General features: G+C 51.5%; 20 protein-coding genes and 1 other RNA gene. 14 read left to right on the forward strand and 7 right to left on the reverse strand.

The window, feature by feature from the left end:
• Positions 1 to 5: 5 nt before the first annotated feature.
• The 14 genes from HMPREF3016_RS08085 to HMPREF3016_RS08150 all read left to right on the forward strand — a co-directional run bounded on the left by HMPREF3016_RS08085 (position 6) and on the right by HMPREF3016_RS08150 (position 11,091).
• Positions 6 to 773, forward strand: a complete 768-nt coding sequence (locus tag HMPREF3016_RS08085) for an ABC transporter ATP-binding protein (protein WP_004005021.1) — start codon at positions 6 to 8, stop codon at positions 771 to 773.
• A gap of 265 nt (positions 774 to 1,038) precedes the next feature.
• Positions 1,039 to 2,301, forward strand: a complete 1,263-nt coding sequence (locus HMPREF3016_RS08090; RefSeq protein ID WP_048753734.1) for a TadA family conjugal transfer-associated ATPase — start codon at positions 1,039 to 1,041, stop codon at positions 2,299 to 2,301.
• Positions 2,301 to 3,155, forward strand: a complete 855-nt coding sequence (locus tag HMPREF3016_RS08095) for a type II secretion system F family protein (protein ID WP_048753735.1) — start codon at positions 2,301 to 2,303, stop codon at positions 3,153 to 3,155. Before HMPREF3016_RS08090 ends, HMPREF3016_RS08095 begins: the two co-directional genes overlap by 1 nt.
• Positions 3,152 to 4,084 carry a type II secretion system F family protein gene (locus tag HMPREF3016_RS08100; protein ID WP_048753736.1) on the forward strand — a complete coding sequence of 311 codons (933 nt, stop codon included), beginning with the start codon at positions 3,152 to 3,154 and terminating at the stop codon, positions 4,082 to 4,084. The genes HMPREF3016_RS08095 and HMPREF3016_RS08100 overlap by 4 nt, the downstream gene beginning before the upstream one ends.
• Positions 4,085 to 4,164: 80 nt before the next feature.
• Complete coding sequence (locus HMPREF3016_RS08105; protein WP_239661921.1) at positions 4,165 to 4,365, forward strand: hypothetical protein; 201 nt, start codon at positions 4,165 to 4,167, stop codon at positions 4,363 to 4,365.
• Between the two features lie 4 nt (positions 4,366 to 4,369).
• Positions 4,370 to 4,780 (forward strand): TadE family protein, encoded by a 411-nt coding sequence (locus tag HMPREF3016_RS08110; protein ID WP_080972560.1) that lies wholly within the window; start codon positions 4,370 to 4,372, stop codon positions 4,778 to 4,780.
• 133 nt (positions 4,781 to 4,913) lie between these two features.
• On the forward strand, positions 4,914 to 5,276 hold the full coding sequence (locus HMPREF3016_RS08115) for a pilus assembly protein TadE (protein WP_246825608.1): 363 nt from the start codon (positions 4,914 to 4,916) through the stop codon (positions 5,274 to 5,276).
• 10 nt (positions 5,277 to 5,286) lie between these two features.
• Positions 5,287 to 5,757 (forward strand): pilus assembly protein TadG-related protein, encoded by a 471-nt coding sequence (locus HMPREF3016_RS08120; protein WP_070535945.1) that lies wholly within the window; start codon positions 5,287 to 5,289, stop codon positions 5,755 to 5,757.
• 68 nt (positions 5,758 to 5,825) lie between these two features.
• Positions 5,826 to 6,953, forward strand: a complete 1,128-nt coding sequence (gene prfB / locus HMPREF3016_RS08125; protein ID WP_070535947.1) for a peptide chain release factor 2 — start codon at positions 5,826 to 5,828, stop codon at positions 6,951 to 6,953.
• Positions 6,954 to 6,968: 15 nt separating this feature from the next.
• Positions 6,969 to 7,463 carry an SsrA-binding protein SmpB gene (gene smpB / locus HMPREF3016_RS08130; RefSeq protein WP_013397398.1) on the forward strand — a complete coding sequence of 165 codons (495 nt, stop codon included), beginning with the start codon at positions 6,969 to 6,971 and terminating at the stop codon, positions 7,461 to 7,463.
• Between the two features lie 208 nt (positions 7,464 to 7,671).
• A complete protein-coding gene (locus tag HMPREF3016_RS08135; RefSeq protein ID WP_070535950.1) occupies positions 7,672 to 8,148 on the forward strand; it encodes a DUF4190 domain-containing protein in 477 nt (158 codons plus the stop codon).
• 228 nt (positions 8,149 to 8,376) lie between these two features.
• Positions 8,377 to 9,612, forward strand: coding sequence for a DUF4190 domain-containing protein (locus tag HMPREF3016_RS08140; protein ID WP_070535953.1), 1,236 nt, complete (start codon positions 8,377 to 8,379; stop codon positions 9,610 to 9,612).
• Positions 9,613 to 9,846: 234 nt separating this feature from the next.
• Positions 9,847 to 10,220: a transfer-messenger RNA gene (gene ssrA / locus HMPREF3016_RS08145) on the forward strand.
• Positions 10,221 to 10,431: 211 nt separating this feature from the next.
• Positions 10,432 to 11,091, forward strand: coding sequence for a hypothetical protein (locus HMPREF3016_RS08150; RefSeq protein ID WP_246828523.1), 660 nt, complete (start codon positions 10,432 to 10,434; stop codon positions 11,089 to 11,091).
• Between the two features lie 135 nt (positions 11,092 to 11,226).
• Here the strand turns inward: HMPREF3016_RS08150 and HMPREF3016_RS08155 are convergent, their stop codons facing one another.
• The 7 genes from HMPREF3016_RS08155 to HMPREF3016_RS08180 form a co-directional block, all read right to left on the reverse strand.
• Entirely contained in the window at positions 11,227 to 12,039 is an 813-nt protein-coding gene (locus HMPREF3016_RS08155; protein ID WP_048755186.1) for an inositol monophosphatase family protein, read from the reverse strand.
• Positions 12,040 to 12,121: 82 nt separating this feature from the next.
• A complete protein-coding gene (rsgA, locus tag HMPREF3016_RS08160; protein WP_048755187.1) occupies positions 12,122 to 13,264 on the reverse strand; it encodes a ribosome small subunit-dependent GTPase A in 1,143 nt (380 codons plus the stop codon).
• On the reverse strand, positions 13,243 to 14,661 hold the full coding sequence (gene aroA, locus HMPREF3016_RS08165; RefSeq protein WP_080974374.1) for a 3-phosphoshikimate 1-carboxyvinyltransferase: 1,419 nt from the start codon (positions 14,659 to 14,661) through the stop codon (positions 13,243 to 13,245). The genes rsgA and aroA overlap by 22 nt, the downstream gene beginning before the upstream one ends.
• Positions 14,662 to 14,940: 279 nt before the next feature.
• On the reverse strand, positions 14,941 to 15,231 hold the full coding sequence (gene rsrA / locus HMPREF3016_RS08170) for a mycothiol system anti-sigma-R factor (protein WP_004005003.1): 291 nt from the start codon (positions 15,229 to 15,231) through the stop codon (positions 14,941 to 14,943).
• 36 nt (positions 15,232 to 15,267) lie between these two features.
• Positions 15,268 to 15,909 (reverse strand): sigma-70 family RNA polymerase sigma factor, encoded by a 642-nt coding sequence (locus HMPREF3016_RS08175; protein ID WP_048753754.1) that lies wholly within the window; start codon positions 15,907 to 15,909, stop codon positions 15,268 to 15,270.
• A gap of 200 nt (positions 15,910 to 16,109) precedes the next feature.
• Complete coding sequence (locus HMPREF3016_RS11465; RefSeq protein ID WP_095343185.1) at positions 16,110 to 16,184, reverse strand: 50S ribosomal protein bL37; 75 nt, start codon at positions 16,182 to 16,184, stop codon at positions 16,110 to 16,112.
• A gap of 197 nt (positions 16,185 to 16,381) precedes the next feature.
• Complete coding sequence (locus tag HMPREF3016_RS08180; protein ID WP_013397390.1) at positions 16,382 to 16,978, reverse strand: GDSL-type esterase/lipase family protein; 597 nt, start codon at positions 16,976 to 16,978, stop codon at positions 16,382 to 16,384.
• Between the last annotated feature and the right edge of the window lie 212 nt (positions 16,979 to 17,190).

Here is a 17,190-nt window from a genome sequence, read left to right on the forward strand (position 1 = left end):
TTCTTGTGAAGATTGAGAAAATAGATCTGCCTGAGATTGATCCGAATGCTCCGGTTGTTATTCAAGTCGATGAGCTCGTTAAAAGCTTTGTGCTGCGTCATACGCGTTCCATGAAAGAAGCCTTTGTATGGCTTATGAAGGGGCGTAAAGGCGACCTGTCTGAGAAGTTTAACGCTCTCAATGGTATTACTCTGAATGTAAAACAGGGTGAACGTGTGGCACTTTTGGGGCTCAATGGTTCCGGTAAATCAACCCTTTTGAAGCTGATTTCTGGTGTGATGCAGCCTGAAGGCGGACAGGTTCTCAACCGCGGTAAAATCGCGGGCCTTATTGAGGTGGGTGCAGGCTTTCATCCCGACCTCACGGGGCGCGATAATGTATTCCTCAATGGCGCTATTCTGGGTATGACCAAAAAAGAGATTGAAGATGCCTTTGACGATATTGTGGCATTCTCTGAAATTGAGGAATTTATTGATACTGAGGTGAAGTTTTATTCATCCGGTATGTACCTGCGTCTTGCGTTTTCGGTAGCTGTGCATACTAACCCAGATATTTTCTTGGTGGATGAGATTCTGGCGGTTGGCGATGAACCTTTCCAGAAGAAATGTATTGCAAGGATTCAAGAGCTCATCCAAGCGGGCAAGACTCTGGTTGTCGTAAGTCATGACCTCGACCTGGTGTCACAGATATGTGATCGCGGTGTAGTACTTGACCACGGTAATTTAAGTTTCGACGGGGACATCAAGGATGCGGTCAAGATGATTCGTGGCTAGGGCCTCTAGGCTCTTGTATGTTTTGACGGGGTGAGGGGAGAACAACCATAATGGTTGTTCTCCCCTCACCCCGTCTACGCATTAATTGACAGCCCTATAAGTCTTAGCAGGAGAGTCAGAAATTATTCGAGGAACATTACGCATAAAATATGTGTAGTTTTGGTGAATGTTTTCCGGTGGATATATTGTGACATCAACGCGAAATTTTTGATTTAAGAGAGCGTTGAGAATACCAACCACACTAAACTTCACCGGGAGAACATCAATGGAGACCCCGAGATCTGCTGTCGTGCCAGATTATTATTCTCTGCTCGATGCCGAGATCCGTGATGCGATTCGCGACGGAGACCTTGACCCTTACACGTCACAGGATGCCGTCGAAGGGCTCATTAGAAGTACTGTTTCCGCCTACGAAAGACGGATGGTACGCGCTTCCCTTCCTCCTCTTGAGAACGTCGAAGAGATTATCCATCGGCTGCGTAACGATCTCTGTGGATATGGCCCGCTTCAGCCTTATCTTGATGATGAAGAGGTCGAAGAAATCTGGATCAATTCACCCGATGAAATCTTTGTGGCTCGTGCTGGCGAGAGTGAACTGACAGGGCTGCACCTTAGCGATGAGGCTATTCAACAGCTCTTGGAACGTATGCTTAAGCCTTCGGGACGACGTGTCGATTTATCATCTCCCTTCGTCGATGCTTCGTTACCGGATGGATCTCGTCTGCACGCCGTGATTCCCGATATTACGAGAGCCCACACCTCCCTCAACATTCGTAAATTTGTGGTGCGCGCCAAACGTCTTCCCGACCTCGTAAAGCTTGGTTCCCTGAGCGCGGGAGCCGCATCGTTTTTACACGCTGCTGTCGAAAGCGGAGTCAATATTTTAGTGTCCGGGGCTACTCAAGCGGGTAAAACCACAATGCTAAATTGTTTGGCAGCATCTATACCGCCGCGTGAACGGGTGGTGACCTGTGAAGAAATCTTTGAGCTTTCTATTCCTCTGCGTGATGTCGTGGGAATGCAATGCAGACAGCCTAATCTAGAGGGTAAAGGCGCAATAGCTCTTCGCCGCCTCGTCAAAGAGGCTCTGCGTATGAGACCGGATCGACTACTCATTGGCGAGGTCCGCGAAGCGGAATCCCTCGATATGCTCATCGCTCTTAACGCGGGTTTACCGGGTATGTGTACTATTCACGCGAATTCTGCACGGGATGCAGTCACTAAAATTTGTACTCTTCCGTTGCTGGCAGGAGACAACATCTCATCCGCCTTCGTGGTGCCCACCGTAGCGAGCTGTTTCGACCTCGTAATTCATTGTGGCCGCGACGCCCACGGGCATCGTCAGGTAGAAGAGATCTATATGCTGGGCGGTCGTGTAGAAGACGGCGTCATTGAGATGTCACCGCTTTTTACCCGTCAACAAGGTGAAATGGTGTGCGTAGCCTTAGAAATCCCAACACCCGAAAAATGGGTTCGCGCCGGACACCGGCCCGATCAAGTATTAGCAGCAGCAAAGGTGGGACGCTAATGGGTGTTATCTATGGCTTAGCAATGGGGATCGGGGTTTTCCTCGTATGGTGGTCATGCTGGAGCATGCCGCAAGGAGCCGTCAAGACTGGACGGGAACCGAAGATAGCGGTAACTCTTCGTAAAGCTGGGATGCACACTATTACTCCCTCGGCTTTTACCGGAGTGAGTATCCTCAGTGGGGTTTTAGCAGGAGTGCTTCTTTTCGCCCTGACCGGGCTGTGGAGTTTCGCCTTCCTAGGGATGGGAGGTGGTTTCATCATGCCTCGCGTGGTCGTAAACCACCGTGCGAAAGTACGTGAGGGTAAGCTCTGGCAGCTCTGGCCGGATGCCGTTGATCACTTACGATCGGCTATTCGTGCTGGGCTTTCACTGCCAGAGGCTCTTATCCAGCTTTCATACCGCGGACCTTATGAACTTCGAGAGGCTTTTGCACGTTTTGGATCGGATTATCGTGCAACCGGTGACTTTGTAGCTTCCTTGAATCGGCTTAAGGAATATGTTGCTGATCCAGTCGCCGATAATATCGTTGAAGCACTCAAAATAGCACGTGAAGTCGGCGGCAGTGACTTGGGACGACTACTGGGTACATTGAGTAATTTCTTACGAGAAAATGCGCGTACCCGAGCAGAACTTCAAGCACGCCAATCTTGGACTGTCAACGCCGCCCGGTTGGCCTGTGTTGCTCCATGGGTAGTACTGATGCTGATGGCCACACAGCCTGCGGTTCGAAATATTTATAACTCTTTTGCCGGTTTCGTTCTTATGTTCGCGGGTGCTGGACTGTCGGTAATCGCGTACCGCATCATGCTCCGTATCGGGGCGCTACCTCAAGAAAGGAGGGTTTTTGCATGAACTTTGCTATTATCTTCGGGCTTTTCTTCGCGTTTGGTGTAATGCTCATAGCATCTTCATTGCGTAAGAGACGTGGGCCGAACTTTGGAGAACGTATTGCGCCGCAGATGCGCTCCGTTTCGATACGCGAATCCCTGCACCGTGAGAATCAGGCCTCAGGAACTAGCGTTTTAGATGCCCTTTATTCGTTCCTGGAACCTATGATGCAGTCGTTCCTAGGGCGGGTACGTTCTACAGAGTCTAGGGACGAAGCCCTTGCTGCTCGCTTGCGCCGCGCGGGAATTGATCAGACTGTAAGTGCTTTTCGTGCCGAACAAATCCTCTGGGCGGTTAGTTCGGTGGCCCTTTTAGGAGTATTGAGCGTTATTGGGCTGTTGGAAAACCAATTGTCACTCTGGAGCGGTCTGATGCTCATTATCCTGGGTGGTGTTACCGGTTTTCTGGCGCGAGACTGGTGGCTGGGCCAGATTATTGTACGTCGTGAGAAACAGCTCATTGCGGAGTTTCCCGCGCTTGCAGAGATGATGGCGCTTTCGGTGGCTGCGGGTGAATCTGCTCTTGCTTCCCTGGAGCGCATTTGCCGTACTTCCCGCGGGGAATTGGCCCGAGAATTTAACGATATTCTTGCGCAAACGCGAGCCGGATCCAGCCTACTGGCGGCACTCAACGAATTTGCACAGAGTACACAAATTCCAGCCCTTAGCCGATTTGTCGATGGTGTAGCCGTAGCTATTGAACGCGGTACTCCTTTGGCAGACGTTTTGCGGGCTCAAGCTCAGGATGTGCGCGATAATGCGAAACGTGAACTTCTCGAAGTAGCTGGGAAAAAGGAGATCGCTATGCTGGCACCCGTAGTATTTTTAATTCTGCCGTTGACCGTAATATTCGCGATTTTCCCCGGTCTTTCACTGATGAAACTTGCGTTTTAGCACATCATAACCTCGCCGTTAAGGTGGGTTCCATAACAGTCCAATCACATAAGGAAAATACTATGTTTACTCGACTTCGTATGTTGTTTCTGTCTGTTCCCGGTATTGCTTTCCTGCTTACCTCTTATAGAGGCTTGCAAGACGACCCAGAACGCGGAGATGTACCCGGATGGGTCATGATTACCATGATGAGCGCCATCTTGGTCGCCGCGATTTTAGCTATTGCCCAACCAGCTTTGATCAAGATGTTTAACGATGCTATCGCGCTTATTCGTCCCTAGTCGTATGAGCCGACATCAAGAACAAGAGCTTGCAGCACCGCCATCAGAACGAGGGGATGCCAGTACCGAGTTCGTGATGGTTTCTGCTCTCTTAGTACTGCTGACCGTCGCAATTTTGCAGGTTTCCTATGCGTTTTACACGCGCAATATTCTATTGGATGCGGCAAGCGCGGGCGCTCGCTACGGCACGCTGTATGATCGCACCCCTGAGGAAGGTCGGGAACGAGCAGAGCAGATTATTCGGGGGAACTTGCCTGAGAGTTATGCGCAAGATGTTCATACGTCGGTGTATGTTGATCCGTCTGGAATTCGTATTCTTGAGGTTCACGTTACTGCTCCTTTGCCAGTACTGGGGCCATGGGGGTTCCCAGGTTCTATTTCGGTAAGTGGTCATGCTGCATATATTCAGTCTTAGAAACCTGGCGCTGTGTCTGCGGACTCGTGCAGAGGATTCAGAGAATACCGATCATGAACATGAGCGCGGAAGCGCAATTGTTGAATTTCTCGGGCTCGGTGTTACGCTGCTGCTCCCTATCATGTATGGGGTCTTGACGATTTTTTCAGTGCAGGCTTCGATCTTGGGGGCGCACGCCGCAAGCGCGCAGGTAGCTCAATATATTCAGGAGCTGCCGCCTGAGACTTCGATGTCGCAGGAACAGGCTCAACGTTTGAGCGCGCTTGTGGCACGCGATTTTGGGGTTGCAGAATCTGATATCTCGGTATCTTTGAGCTGTTCAGGGTCGTGTAGCGCGCGAGAGAGTATTAAAGTCCAGGTTCAGGTAAATGCACACCTTCCCCTAATTCCGCAGGGGTTAGGAGCAAGCGTTATCCCGGTATCCTCACAATCAGTGACCTGGGGACAGGCTGAGATAGGCTCTGCTGCTTCATCCGCTTTCCGGGAAACTCCGTAAGGAAAATTAGATGGTAGTTTCGTATATTCATGCCGTTCAGAGCCGTGACGGTGATAATGATGAGGGGAGCATTAGCCCGCTCATCGTTGGTATGTGCGCTTTGGTACTGTTGATAGCATCAGTGACTTTAGCGGTCACGGGTGCTCACGTACAAACCCACAGACTCGAAGACCTTGCGGATGCGCAAGCCATTTCTATTGCACGAACTATAGAACATGGATTCTCGGAATATTCCGATAAATCTGCAGACAACGCTCAAGCTAGGCAGCTTGCTGCCAAATATCTGGAGGAGAGTGGAGCTTCTCACGAATTCGTGAACTTGCAAGTAGACTCGGTGCAGATTAGCGATGACCGTACTGTTCATGTCACGTTACGTGCTAGGATTCATCCTCCGATCGTTTCGGCCGTGGTTCCTGATGGTTTTGAGGTGAAGGCTCAGGCTCGCGCCCGCATCCACCAGCAACAGAAGGACGAAAAGTAAATGTGCCTGTAGCGTTGTAAGGTAATTCGGCGGGACTTTCCGCATGATTCACGCTAGTCTTAAATGCTATGGCATCTTTCGACTTTTCGGCTGAGATTAAGGATCTGCGTTCCATATACGCCTCAATTGTTGCGGTGAGTGACCTTGAGGGTATCAAGCGCGCTCTTGAAGATCTGTCTCAGCAAGCTTCAGCACCTGAGCTTTGGGATGATCCTGAGCATGCTCAGCGGGTAACAAGCGCGCTTTCCCATAAGCAAGCTGAACTGAATCGTCTAACGAACTTAGCGTCTCGTATTGATGATGTTGAGGTCATGGTCGAGCTAGCACAGACCGAAGATGAATCATCCGAAGAGGACCTATTGGCGGAGGCTGAAGCCGAGTGTAAAGAGCTGAGGAAGAAGCTGGATGAACTTGAAGTGTTGGTGCTGCTCTCTGGTGAGTACGATCAGCGTGAGGCTGTTGTAACGATTCGTTCAGGCGCGGGTGGTGTGGATGCGGCAGATTTTGCAGAGATGCTTTTGCGCATGTACTTGCGGTGGGCTGAAAAGAATGGCTATCCGACGAAGGTGCTGGACACCTCGTATGCTGAAGAAGCAGGGCTGAAATCCGTAACTTTTGAGGTCAACGCGCCCTACGCTTTTGGCCGCCTTTCTGTTGAAGCGGGCACCCATCGGCTAGTACGTATCTCTCCATTTGATAATCAAGGGCGCAGGCAAACCTCATTTGCTGCGGTTGAAGTTATTCCTCTGATCGAGCAGACCGATGCGCTTGAGATCCCCGAGTCTGAGATTAAGGTTGATGTATTTCGCTCCTCTGGGCCGGGTGGTCAATCCGTCAATACAACGGACTCAGCGGTGCGTATGACGCATATTCCGACGGGTATTGTCGTGTCAATGCAGAATGAAAAATCGCAGATTCAAAACCGGGCTGCGGCTCTGCGCGTGCTGCAATCGCGTTTACTTATGCTTCGTCAAGAGCAGGAGGACGCCAAAAAGAAAGAGCTGGCGGGTGATATTAAAGCAAGCTGGGGCGATCAAATGCGATCCTACGTGCTCCATCCGTACCAGATGGTGAAGGATCTGCGTACCGGATATGAGGAAGGCAACACATCAAGCGTGCTTGATGGGGGACTCAACAGATTTATTGAAGAGGGCATTCGTTGGCGCGCCTCCGGTCGCCGTGTTAACGAAGGCTAATACATAAGGAATATCATGGCTCAGAAAAAGAAAAAAGGCTCTAAAACGGACCCGAATAATTCGATTATTGCGCAGAATAAGAAAGCACGACATAACTACAATATTGTCGACACCTATGAAGCGGGCATGGTTCTTTTAGGAACAGAGGTGAAATCTCTGCGCGACGGGGGAGCCTCTATCACTGACGGGTTCTGCCATGTGAAGGATCACGAACTCTGGCTGGAAGGTATTCATATTGCTGAGTATGGCTATGGTACGTGGACGAATCATTCGGCACGCCGCAGCCGTAAGCTGTTACTGCATCGTTCAGAGATTAACCGGTTAGAGCAGAAACTCAAAGAAACCGGGTATACAGTGGTGCCCCTCAAGCTGTATTTTAGCGGTGGGCGTGTGAAGGTTGAGATTGCCTTGGCAACAGGTAAACGTGAGTACGATAAGCGTCAGGCGCTGCGTGAGAGGCAGGATAATTTGGAGGCGGCACGTGCTATGCGGTACCGCAACTTGGGATAGTTATCTAGGCTAGATGAGTTGGGCGTTACTGGTTGATGCTTCTGAAACACTGCCATTAGGGACATCAAGACTTAGCTGTTTTAGCTAGAAATCTGCACCATATAATGCATATGTAGGATATACTTACTAGCAAGACATAAACGCGTATTTACTCGATGGGACGTGTAAGTATGCGACAACACAACAGACAGAAATATGGAGGAGTTTTATGTCTGAGAATACACCCGGTCGCTCTGAAGGACAGCCCGAGCAACCGAAATTTGTTCCTGCTGCGCCACCCGTTGCGCCTGCAGGAAATACTTACTCCGGTTACGTTCCGACGAAGCTCCCTGCTGGCTTGGCGATTGCCTCGCTGGTGTTGGGTATTGTGAGTATAGTTGGGGCTATCCCTTTAAGCTTCGTCACTATCGTTGTTGCCCTTGTAGGTCTGATCCTTGGCATTATTGCGCTCCGTAAGGTCAGCAAAGGTACCGGCGGTGGTAAGGGTATGGCTATCGGTGGTGTTGTTACTAGTGCTATCGGCTTTATATTATCAGCCGTGGTTCTTATCTTTGTCATTATCACCTTGATGATGGTTCAGGACTGCAAGAATACTGGTGTACAGAATAGTGACGGTTCTGTCACCTGTTCGATTAACGGACAGAAGATGACTGTCCGTACCGATGGGACTACTTCTATTCGGTAGCCAAGTTATTGTTCATCGTGTGGGGTGGGTAGCTCAAAAAGCTACCCACCCCACACGTTTGTGTTTCAAGGATAGTGGAATAGGTGAGATAGAGCATCCTAATTTTTATGAAGTTTAGGGTGTTGTAACCAATGGTTTTCGATATAAAAGTTCGTATAATGAAAGTTGGTACTCAGCAATAACGCCGGGATAACCGACGGCCTCACCGAAGACAAAGGATAGTAAAGCATGTCAGAAAACCTTTACGGTCAGAACAAGCCGCAAGGGCAGTCGCAACAGCCTGGTCAAGATCAGAACTCTCAAAATCAGGGTTCACAAGCGCAACAGCAATATCAGGGGCAGGCTCCCCAGAGTAATAGTTCCCAGCAGGGGAACTACCAGGGCAATGGTGCTCAGAACTCATACCAGCAGCAGTACCCTCAGCAGCCGCAACAGGGCTCGGGCAATCAGCATCTTTTCTACGGTGATCAGGCACAAAATCAGCAGCCTACTCCATCAGCAGGGCAGCCCTCCTATAACACGCAGTACTCTAGCTCCTCGAACATGGTTTCGGGGCAGCAACAGCATTCTGCACCCCAGCATTCTTCGCAGACTGGGCAGAATGCTTCAGGACAGGGCTACGCCTCACAGCAGAGTTATAATTCGGCACAAGGTTACAACCAATATCAGCCGACCCAGGAATCACGGAATTACTCTCAGCAGGGGAACTCTGGCCAGCAGAATAGTAATTCGGCACAGAATTACCAAAATTCTGCGGGATACCAGAACGCCCAGCAACAGGGATCTCCACAGCAGAACAGCTACGGTCAGAGCTCTGCTCAGACGCAGCAGAGCGGATCATCTGTTTATAACGGAAATTCTTCCTACGCTCAGCCACAGCAGCAGGCCCCCTACGGAACTTCTGGTTCCCAACCTGCACAACAAAATGCTCAGCAGGGCTACGGTCAACAGAATTCTTACTCGCAGACGAGCGGATACCAGAACCAAGCTGTAAATTCGGGATACACAAGTCAGAATCAAAACTATTATGGTGCCCAGAACCAGCAGGGGCAGTATGGGCAGCCCGCCTACGGTTCTTCTCAGTTTGACGCAAATGCTCAGAACGCAGGCGGTCCCTCGCAGGCCGCTCCGGTTATGGCAATTATTTCCTTGGTACTTGGTGTGCTTGCCATTGTGAGCGGATGGTTCATCGTCGGAGGTCTGCTCGGTATTGGCGCTATTGTTTTGGGCGCTCTGGGGCTTCGCCAGTCACGTCAGCTGGGCAAGGGTAAGGGAATGTCCATCGCCGGTATTATTACCGGTGGCGTGGGTATCATCGTAGCTATTATCGCGACTATCCTTTTTGTGCTGGGGCAGCAGACTCTTCAGGAATGCCAGAAGGTCGGTACTCCGGATGGTAACGGCAACAAGGTCTGCCAGGTGGGGGATAACCCCGATAGCCGTATGACTGTTCCTGCTCAGTAGCGGCAGGTAGCGGTTTTTCGCTGAATGAAGGGGGCGGAGCATCTCGTTACGGATGTGTTCCGCCCCCTTGTGCATAAGTAAAATAATGCTGGTGTGTTGGTAGTAAAAGAACCTGGTGGTTGTGTAGAGACAGACCCCTTGATATAATTAACCATTACCATCGCGAACGGTACTGTGTACATTCAGGGCAATGAAGAGAACGTTTGTAGATGGTGCTTTTTGATAAAAGTATAGGGGGATGATCGGTTTCGACGATGTGGGTTGAGATGGGTGAAGCGTGCCGAGGACGCAGGGTTATCTCGTTAACGCCCTCTGCAAAAAAATAAGTGCAAAATCTAAGCGCACTGACTTCGCACTCGCTGCCTAAGCGCGAGTTGCAGTCTGTCGGTCTGAGCATGCCTTTGGCTCAGAACCCGGCATCGACTTAAAAGGCCACTGCTGTTAGCCCTCGTCGTAGGGGCTGATGGGACTTTTATTACGAATAGGTTTGTCGATGTAAGTGTTTGTGCAAACATCGGAGCCGAGAAATAGCGCTTTCACAAACTGCGCACGGAGAAGCCCTGTTGAAGCCACATCGGACCGGGGTTCGATTCCCCGCATCTCCACAAAAGCCCTTAAAGGGGCAGGGAACTAAAACCCAAACCTGATAACTGAGCCGCCCACAAGCAGAATCGCTGGTGGGCGGCTCAGTTATATTTGGCCTTTTTCGCGCCGAACAAAATATGGGAAGTATGCAACGGCTAAAGCCGCAAGAGCATGATTTTCAGCCCGGAATAACGTAATATCAAGAAAGAAGACTCAGCGCGTATGGAGAAAAAGATGACAGAAAACCCGCGACAGGATCCTATGCCAGATTCAAACACACCTCAGGCATCATATCCTCAAGTCGAAGCTCCAACGCTACAGGAGGGTCACGATATGCAGAATTCTGCAGCTTCAGACGTGCCATTGGCGGCTTATGCTTCAGCAACGGATGGAGCGTCTCATCCTCAGGCTCAGCAAGCCGTACCCCCAGTTGGAAACGTGGCTGCCGCCTACGACTTTGGCTACCGTAGGGTTCCTCGCCAATATGAGGTTCCACCCGAGGACAGGCGACCTTACGGGGAACCTACCGGCGAAATTCGTGGACCTGGATATTTCTACTCGATAGGTTCTTTTGCTGCTTCGCTTTGTGGACTCGTACTTACCGGATTTAGTGGCTTTCAGGTACTGGGGATCGCCATACTCCACGACGACTACGACTCTCTGGGCTATGGTGCCTATGAGTTTACGACAATCTCAAATACCATGCTTCTAGCGTTGGTACCTATAGTTATATCAATATGGCTGGGAATTTTTTCCTTTACTGTGAATAAAGGACGTATTACCCCCATGACGGGCAGGATGCGCGCCTTTGCCTCCCTTGGTATCGTCATGGGAGCCTTAGGAGCTTTAGGAATAGTTGGAAACTTCTTCTTCTACCTTCTCGCGATTTCCTAGAAATTAGCCTGCCAATGCGTGCATATTTACCGTGCACCAAAGCCAAAGCCTGTATAAAAGCCCCGATGGGATTATCACACATAAATCTGGTGGCCCGCCGGGGCTTCGCCGTCCCTTACCACAGGGTCCGAATGGTTACTCGGGCGTAAGGTGGCTTATCACAGAACGATGCAAGGTTCCATTAGTAGCCAAAGTACTGGCGGTACCTTCTGCCTGCGCTGTAGCTACTGCATTGTCACCAGTTGCTGTTGTGAAGGTTCCGCCTGCTTCATGCACAAGCGGAACTAGCGCGGCAATATCGTGGAGCGCAACTTGAGCTTCACAAGCAATATCAACAGCCCCTTCGGCCACCAGACAATATGACCAGAAATCACCATAGGCACGGGAACGGTTAACCGCATGGACTAGCGAGAGAAAACTCTGCTCGAGTCCCAACCCCTCCCATCCTTTGAACTCGGCATAGGAGAGCGAGGCTCCAGAGAGCGTGGGGACACTCGAAACCTGAAGTCGTGTAGCCTGAGTTAGCGATTTACCAGCGTATGCGCCCGTACCCTGTGCAGCCCACCACCGTCGCTGTAACGCCGGGGCAGATATAAGACCCATAACCGGTTCACCCTGATCGAGGAGAGCGATGAGTGTGGCCCACACCGGAACACCACGCACAAAATTCTGCGTGCCATCAATAGGATCGATAACCCACTGCCTGGCAGCCGTACCTGTTGATCCTAGCTCTTCACCGATAATACCGTCGCGTGTACGCACCCGCGAGAGCTGTGCACGCAGAAGTTCCTCGACCTCACGATCCACCTCGGTCACTGGAGTGCCGTCGCTTTTGTGTTCCACGGTAAAAGACAGATCTTTAAACCGGGACATGCTGACGCGATCCACGTTATCCGCCAGGATATGCGCCAGCCTCAAATCATCAGTGTATGACGTCGTAAAGTTCATGAATCTCTCATCAGTCGTCAAATGCTACCGTGTGTGGTCTATGGTCTATGTCTTTGGGTACTTATGTACAGGATACGAGCGATTACACGAGTGCCCCAAGCTCTTTATCGGAATCAGCTTCTTCATCAGGAACAACCTGCAAAAGTTTTCGCAATGAATCCAAACGCGCCGCGCCACTAGCTCCCGCTTTACCCGCCTGCACGTAAGTATTTATACCGCAGTCTACTGCCTGAGCCGTATGATGACAGCCCTTAGGGCAGTCCTGCTCGCCAGGAACCAGATCGGGGAATGCCTGTACAATCTGCTCCGGCGGAACATGAGCCAGTCCAAAAGAACGTATACCCGGAGTATCGATAATCCAGGTTCCGGGTGGTACATGAAGCTCAGGCGTGGATACGGGCTGTAAGGCGAGAGCTGACGAAGATGTATGACGACCCCGCCCCGTAACGGCGTTAACGTGCCCAGTCGCACGGTCCGCACCAGTGAGTGCATTCACCAAAGTAGATTTACCTACCCCCGAATGCCCGAGAAGCACAGATACCTTACCCACAAGCTCTTCGAGAAGCTTATGAACGGGGGCATGCAGAAGACCCTCGGCTCCAGACTCACTTGGGGCTCGACCGTCAGCTGACCCCGAGAGTACAATTTTTAGCCCGGAGGCACTGTAATAATCGAGTAGTTGCTGAGGGTGAGAAACATCGGTTTTTGTAATGCACAAAATAGGCTCTATCCCGGCATCATATGCGGCAACGACGGCTCGATCGATAAAACCTGTGCGCGGCTGCGGATTCGCAGCAGCAACCACAATGACCAGCTGGTTTGCATTGGCCACCACCACACGTTCGGTTGTATCTGTGTCATCGGCACTGCGGCGCAGTACCGAAGAACGCTCTCCCAAACGAACGATGCGCGCTAGGGTGTCTTTTGCGCCGGATATATCTCCGACTACATCTACAAAGTCTCCAGTGACAATGGGGGTACGGCGCAATTCGCGTGCCCGTGCCGCGATAAGAGTCCGCTCCTGTGGGGTGCCTTCATCGACAACTACTGACCACCGACCACGATCGACGGTGACGACGCGACCGCGTATAGCATGCTTGTACCGGGGGCGTTCCTTAGTGCGGGGTCGAGAACCCTTTTTATTGGGGCGAACTCGAACGTCGGATTCATCCCACTCGTCGAAAGACCGGTTTCGGGATGGATTCACGAGCGCGCTCCTTCCCATTGCGAAAGCATTTTTTGCCAAAGCGCTGTGAATTGTGGGAGTGTTTTTGCGGTTGTCTGAACGTTTTCGATGCGCACTCCGGGTTCGTGAAGTCCAATAACCGCCGCGAACGTTGCTACTCGATGGTCTTCATAGGTCTGTACCGTCACAGGAGAGTCTTGAGGCAGACGTCGAACGGGGCGAAGAACGCGAATACCGTCAGCTGTTTCTTTGGCAAGCCCGCCCAAACGGTTAATCTCAGCGACGAGAGCCGCGAGGCGGTCAGTCTCATGCCCACGCAGGTGCCCAATGCCAGTGAGAGTGCTCGGGGAGTCAAGAAGCACAACGAGAGCGGCAACTGTGGGCGCGAGTTCGCCTGCAGTCTGTAGGTTAAACTCGACCCCGGAAAGCCGGGTTATATCTTCGGGCCCGGTGACTGTGAGCGAACCATTAGAGAATTCAACGGCACCGCCTAAACGGGGCAGAATGGTACGCCACTCATCACCTCCCTGCGTTGTTCCGGGGGAACCGTCTGCTGTAGGAGCGGGCCAATCGGGAATAGTCACTGAGTTGCCCGTTACCATCGCAGCTGCAAGGAAAGGACCAGCGTTAGAAAGATCCGGTTCAACCGTGACATCAAACCCGGAAATAGTGTCTGGGAATACACGCCAGGCGTATTCATCAGCAACGGCTTCGGCGCGTACCCCCAAGTCACGGAGGGTCTGCAGGGTCATCTCAATATGAGATATCGAAGGCACGGCGTTTCCCCGGTGACGAATCGTTAACCCCTGAGGAAGCCTAGGCGCAATCAAGAGCAGAGCAGATACAAATTGCGATGAAGCCGAAGCATCAATAAAGATCTCTGCGGGAGTACCGGATGCGGCCGCAAGTCCGGGGGAATGCAGAGTGAAAGGCAAGGTATCTACGGAATCATTGCCCGATCGTTCAATACGCGCCCCTAGCTGACGCAGACCATCGCAGAGCGCCGCCATCGGCCGTTTGCGGGCTTGTGGATCACCATCAAAGTTGTAATCACCCGGAATCAAAGCAGCAAGAGCGGGTACAAAACGCATGACCGTTCCCGCAAGTCCACAATCAATCTTTACCATTGGGGGAGCCGAAGCAAGATTTAGAGGGGTTATGAGAAGATCAGGACCAAACTCCGAACCTGTCTCGATACGCTCGAACTGGGCTCCGAGTGCCTCTAAAGCGGAAATCATGAGGGCTGAGTCTCGCGAATGCAGGGGAGCACGCAACCGTGAGGGAGAATCAGCAAGAGCCGCGAGGAGCAGGTAACGGTTGGTGAGCGATTTGGAGCCGGGGATGCGCATCCGTGCGCTCATCCCAGGCGCACCCCGGTACGTGGGGGCTTCCCATGCATGTGCCATGGTATTTTGCGCCGTACTCAATTCGCTCATCGGTATAACTCTCTGCCTCCCATAATCTGTCTGGTGTTTGCGCTGGAACTCGCCGGTTCTCTGTACCTGAGGACGCTCTTCTTCGCGCCCATACACTTCAACCATTCTACCGGGTGGGTACCCCAAACGGGTGAGAATCCAGGTAAAACGGTGTATCATTTTTCGCGGTGAACACACAATATTATGCGGGTTTATAGAAGAATAGCGAGGAGAAACCCGGTAGTCGAGTTTTCTCCTCGCCGTAGTATGCCGCGAACTTAGACCAAAGGCGGTGAAGGCTTAGGCACTCGCCGAACAAAATTCATCAATATGTTCCAAAAGCCTGGCTTTGAGGGATTCAGGCGCCTGCTCGTCACACGAAGATTTGATCTTCGCACGCAAAAGGACCTCAAGATCCTTCGCTTCGGTGCAATGCGAGCAAGCATCAAGGTGCCTCTGAATTTCTTGTATTTCCTCAGCGGTGAGAGCGCCATCAAGATATTCATAAAGGTTTTTGAGTGTTGTGGAACAGGGGTTGCCGCCACAATCTTCGGTAAGTGCCGTGCTATTCTCGGGTGTTTGCTCTTCCATAGCAGACTCCTTTCTTCCGAGTTTATAAAACTGAGCCTATTTCTTCTTCGCCGCTTTTGCTTCGACCTTTGCGATAGTCGAAGGGCGTAAACCATTTTCGCGAGCATAATCCAGTAATTTTTCGCGCAGAATGCGGCGTCCGCGGTGCAGCCGCGACATGACCGTTCCTAATGGAATATCCATAATCTCGGCGATCTCTTTATATGAGAACCCCTCGACGTCGGAGTAGTACACCACCATGCGGAAGTCTTCGGTGAGTGAGGCGAGAGCCTGCCGTACTTCGGTGTCCGGGAGCGCATCCAGAGCCTCCATCTCGGCTGAGCGTAGCCCTGAAGCATCATGAGCGCCCGCTTGGGCTAACTGCCAGTCTTCGACGGATTCCGTATGTGCCTGCTGTGGCTCTCGCTGGCGTTTACGGTACAGATTAATGTACGTATTAGTCAGAATACGGTACAGCCACGCCTTGAGATTGGTACCTTGCCTGTACTGGTGAAAAGAGGCAAAGGCCTTCGTATACGTCTCTTGAACGAGGTCTTCGGCATCTGCCGGATTCCTGCTCATGCGTAAGGCAGCGGCATAAAGCTGATCGACGTATTGCATGGCATCCGCAGTGAAGCGCTCACGTAATTCACGAGGTGTGAGAGTCGCCGTCGCTTCTGCGGCGTTGGACTCGATCATAGGTGCTCTTTTCTGTCGTGTAATGACTTTTAGGGGCCTGTGTACAGCATACCTTCGTGTGAGGCTTCGGGGAATGTAACGGCTCGCTCGAATGAATTATTCCCGGTATCCGCAGTACGATCATTAGCTGAAAGGCCAGATAATTCGATAAAGCAAAACCCCGGTGAAAGACCACCGGGGCTTACGTATAGCAAGATACCTTATGCGTTGGGGCGCTTACCGTGGTTTGCGCCGCCTTTACGACGGTCCTTGCGCTTACGACCGCGCTTGCTCATAGGAGCCTCCTTCAGAATTGTGAACCTCTGCTCAAAGAAAGCCAGCGAGGCTCTAAACTAACCGCCCCGAGTCTTAGCACAGGCTTAAACGCATAGGGCAACGCCGTCTATTTTTTCATAGAAACGGCTTGAATGCATCTTACCAACAGGCTGATGCGAAAAATATGGAGATCTAGATACTCTGTCTGCGTAAGATCTTACTGCTCGGGAAGGTTAAGCCAGCTGTACCAACCGCGGTGGAGTACAAGCCACGCCATGAGACCGTATCCAGATTGTCCCGGACGCCCATCATTAGCGGCCAGATCATTGCGCCATTGTTCGTGGTGCAAAAGAGGGTTGAACGTATCGACATACACGTGATTACGGCGGGTTACTACATCTGCATAAGCCGCCGAAAGATCAGCGATACGACGGTTACGCTCCGGGTCGAGAGTCGGGGGAGGGCCCACCACAAGTACACGGATGCTGTTCTGAGACGCCATGTCTACCATATTGGCAAGATTCAAACGTGAACGTGCACTGGTGAGTCCCAAATCAATGTCAAAAGTTGAGGGAGCTATGACCAAACGGTTATCGGCACCGGGAAGGAACCTGCGGCGTGCCTCATCAAACCATCGAGTACTCAACTGCTCGCTTCCTTCATTCGGGGCGGCGAGATTATAGGCTGAAATGGATGCACTAGTTTGTGGGGTACGTGCCATCACGCGACCAAACCAACCTAGGGTGCGGGGGTCACCGACACCGGCGAGCAGGTCGTCTCCAACCGCTACAAGTCGAATATTGCGTTGCTCCACGGGGTTCTTTCTTCCGTTGATGTCTTGCGTCTGCAGTACGTAAACGCTCTGTCCTTTTGTTTAAGCATAAGGTGTTCGAGTTATGTTTTCGAACTCCTCGAAAATTTTTGATCCAATCGTGATGAAAAATCCACTTGAGGCATAGGAAAAGCCCCATCACTACAGTCTTCCACAATCGCACGAGTTATAAAACTCGCTGTGAAGCTACGGTT

This window comes from Rothia sp. HMSC065D02 (assembly GCF_001815285.1).
Taxonomy (GTDB): Bacteria; Actinomycetota; Actinomycetes; order Actinomycetales; family Micrococcaceae; genus Rothia; species Rothia dentocariosa.

Excerpts from the sequence above, each read along its gene's own strand:
- HMPREF3016_RS08090 (WP_048753734.1), top strand. The coding sequence starts at position 1,039 with ATGGAGACCCCGAGATCTGCTGTCGTGCCAGATTATTATTCTCTGCTC.
- HMPREF3016_RS08095 (WP_048753735.1), top strand. The coding sequence starts at position 2,301 with ATGGGTGTTATCTATGGCTTAGCAATGGGGATCGGGGTTTTCCTCGTA.
- HMPREF3016_RS08100 (WP_048753736.1), top strand. The coding sequence starts at position 3,152 with ATGAACTTTGCTATTATCTTCGGGCTTTTCTTCGCGTTTGGTGTAATG.
- HMPREF3016_RS08105 (WP_239661921.1), top strand. The coding sequence starts at position 4,165 with ATGTTGTTTCTGTCTGTTCCCGGTATTGCTTTCCTGCTTACCTCTTAT.
- HMPREF3016_RS08110 (WP_080972560.1), top strand. The coding sequence starts at position 4,370 with ATGAGCCGACATCAAGAACAAGAGCTTGCAGCACCGCCATCAGAACGA.
- HMPREF3016_RS08120 (WP_070535945.1), top strand. The coding sequence starts at position 5,287 with ATGGTAGTTTCGTATATTCATGCCGTTCAGAGCCGTGACGGTGATAAT.
- prfB (WP_070535947.1), top strand. The coding sequence starts at position 5,826 with ATGGCATCTTTCGACTTTTCGGCTGAGATTAAGGATCTGCGTTCCATA.
- smpB (WP_013397398.1), top strand. The coding sequence starts at position 6,969 with ATGGCTCAGAAAAAGAAAAAAGGCTCTAAAACGGACCCGAATAATTCG.
- HMPREF3016_RS08135 (WP_070535950.1), top strand. The coding sequence starts at position 7,672 with ATGTCTGAGAATACACCCGGTCGCTCTGAAGGACAGCCCGAGCAACCG.
- HMPREF3016_RS08140 (WP_070535953.1), top strand. The coding sequence starts at position 8,377 with ATGTCAGAAAACCTTTACGGTCAGAACAAGCCGCAAGGGCAGTCGCAA.
- HMPREF3016_RS08150 (WP_246828523.1), top strand. The coding sequence starts at position 10,432 with ATGACAGAAAACCCGCGACAGGATCCTATGCCAGATTCAAACACACCT.
- HMPREF3016_RS08155 (WP_048755186.1), bottom strand. The coding sequence starts at position 12,039 with ATGAACTTTACGACGTCATACACTGATGATTTGAGGCTGGCGCATATC.
- rsgA (WP_048755187.1), bottom strand. The coding sequence starts at position 13,264 with ATGGGAAGGAGCGCGCTCGTGAATCCATCCCGAAACCGGTCTTTCGAC.
- aroA (WP_080974374.1), bottom strand. The coding sequence starts at position 14,661 with ATGAGCGAATTGAGTACGGCGCAAAATACCATGGCACATGCATGGGAA.
- rsrA (WP_004005003.1), bottom strand. The coding sequence starts at position 15,231 with ATGGAAGAGCAAACACCCGAGAATAGCACGGCACTTACCGAAGATTGT.
- HMPREF3016_RS08175 (WP_048753754.1), bottom strand. The coding sequence starts at position 15,909 with ATGATCGAGTCCAACGCCGCAGAAGCGACGGCGACTCTCACACCTCGT.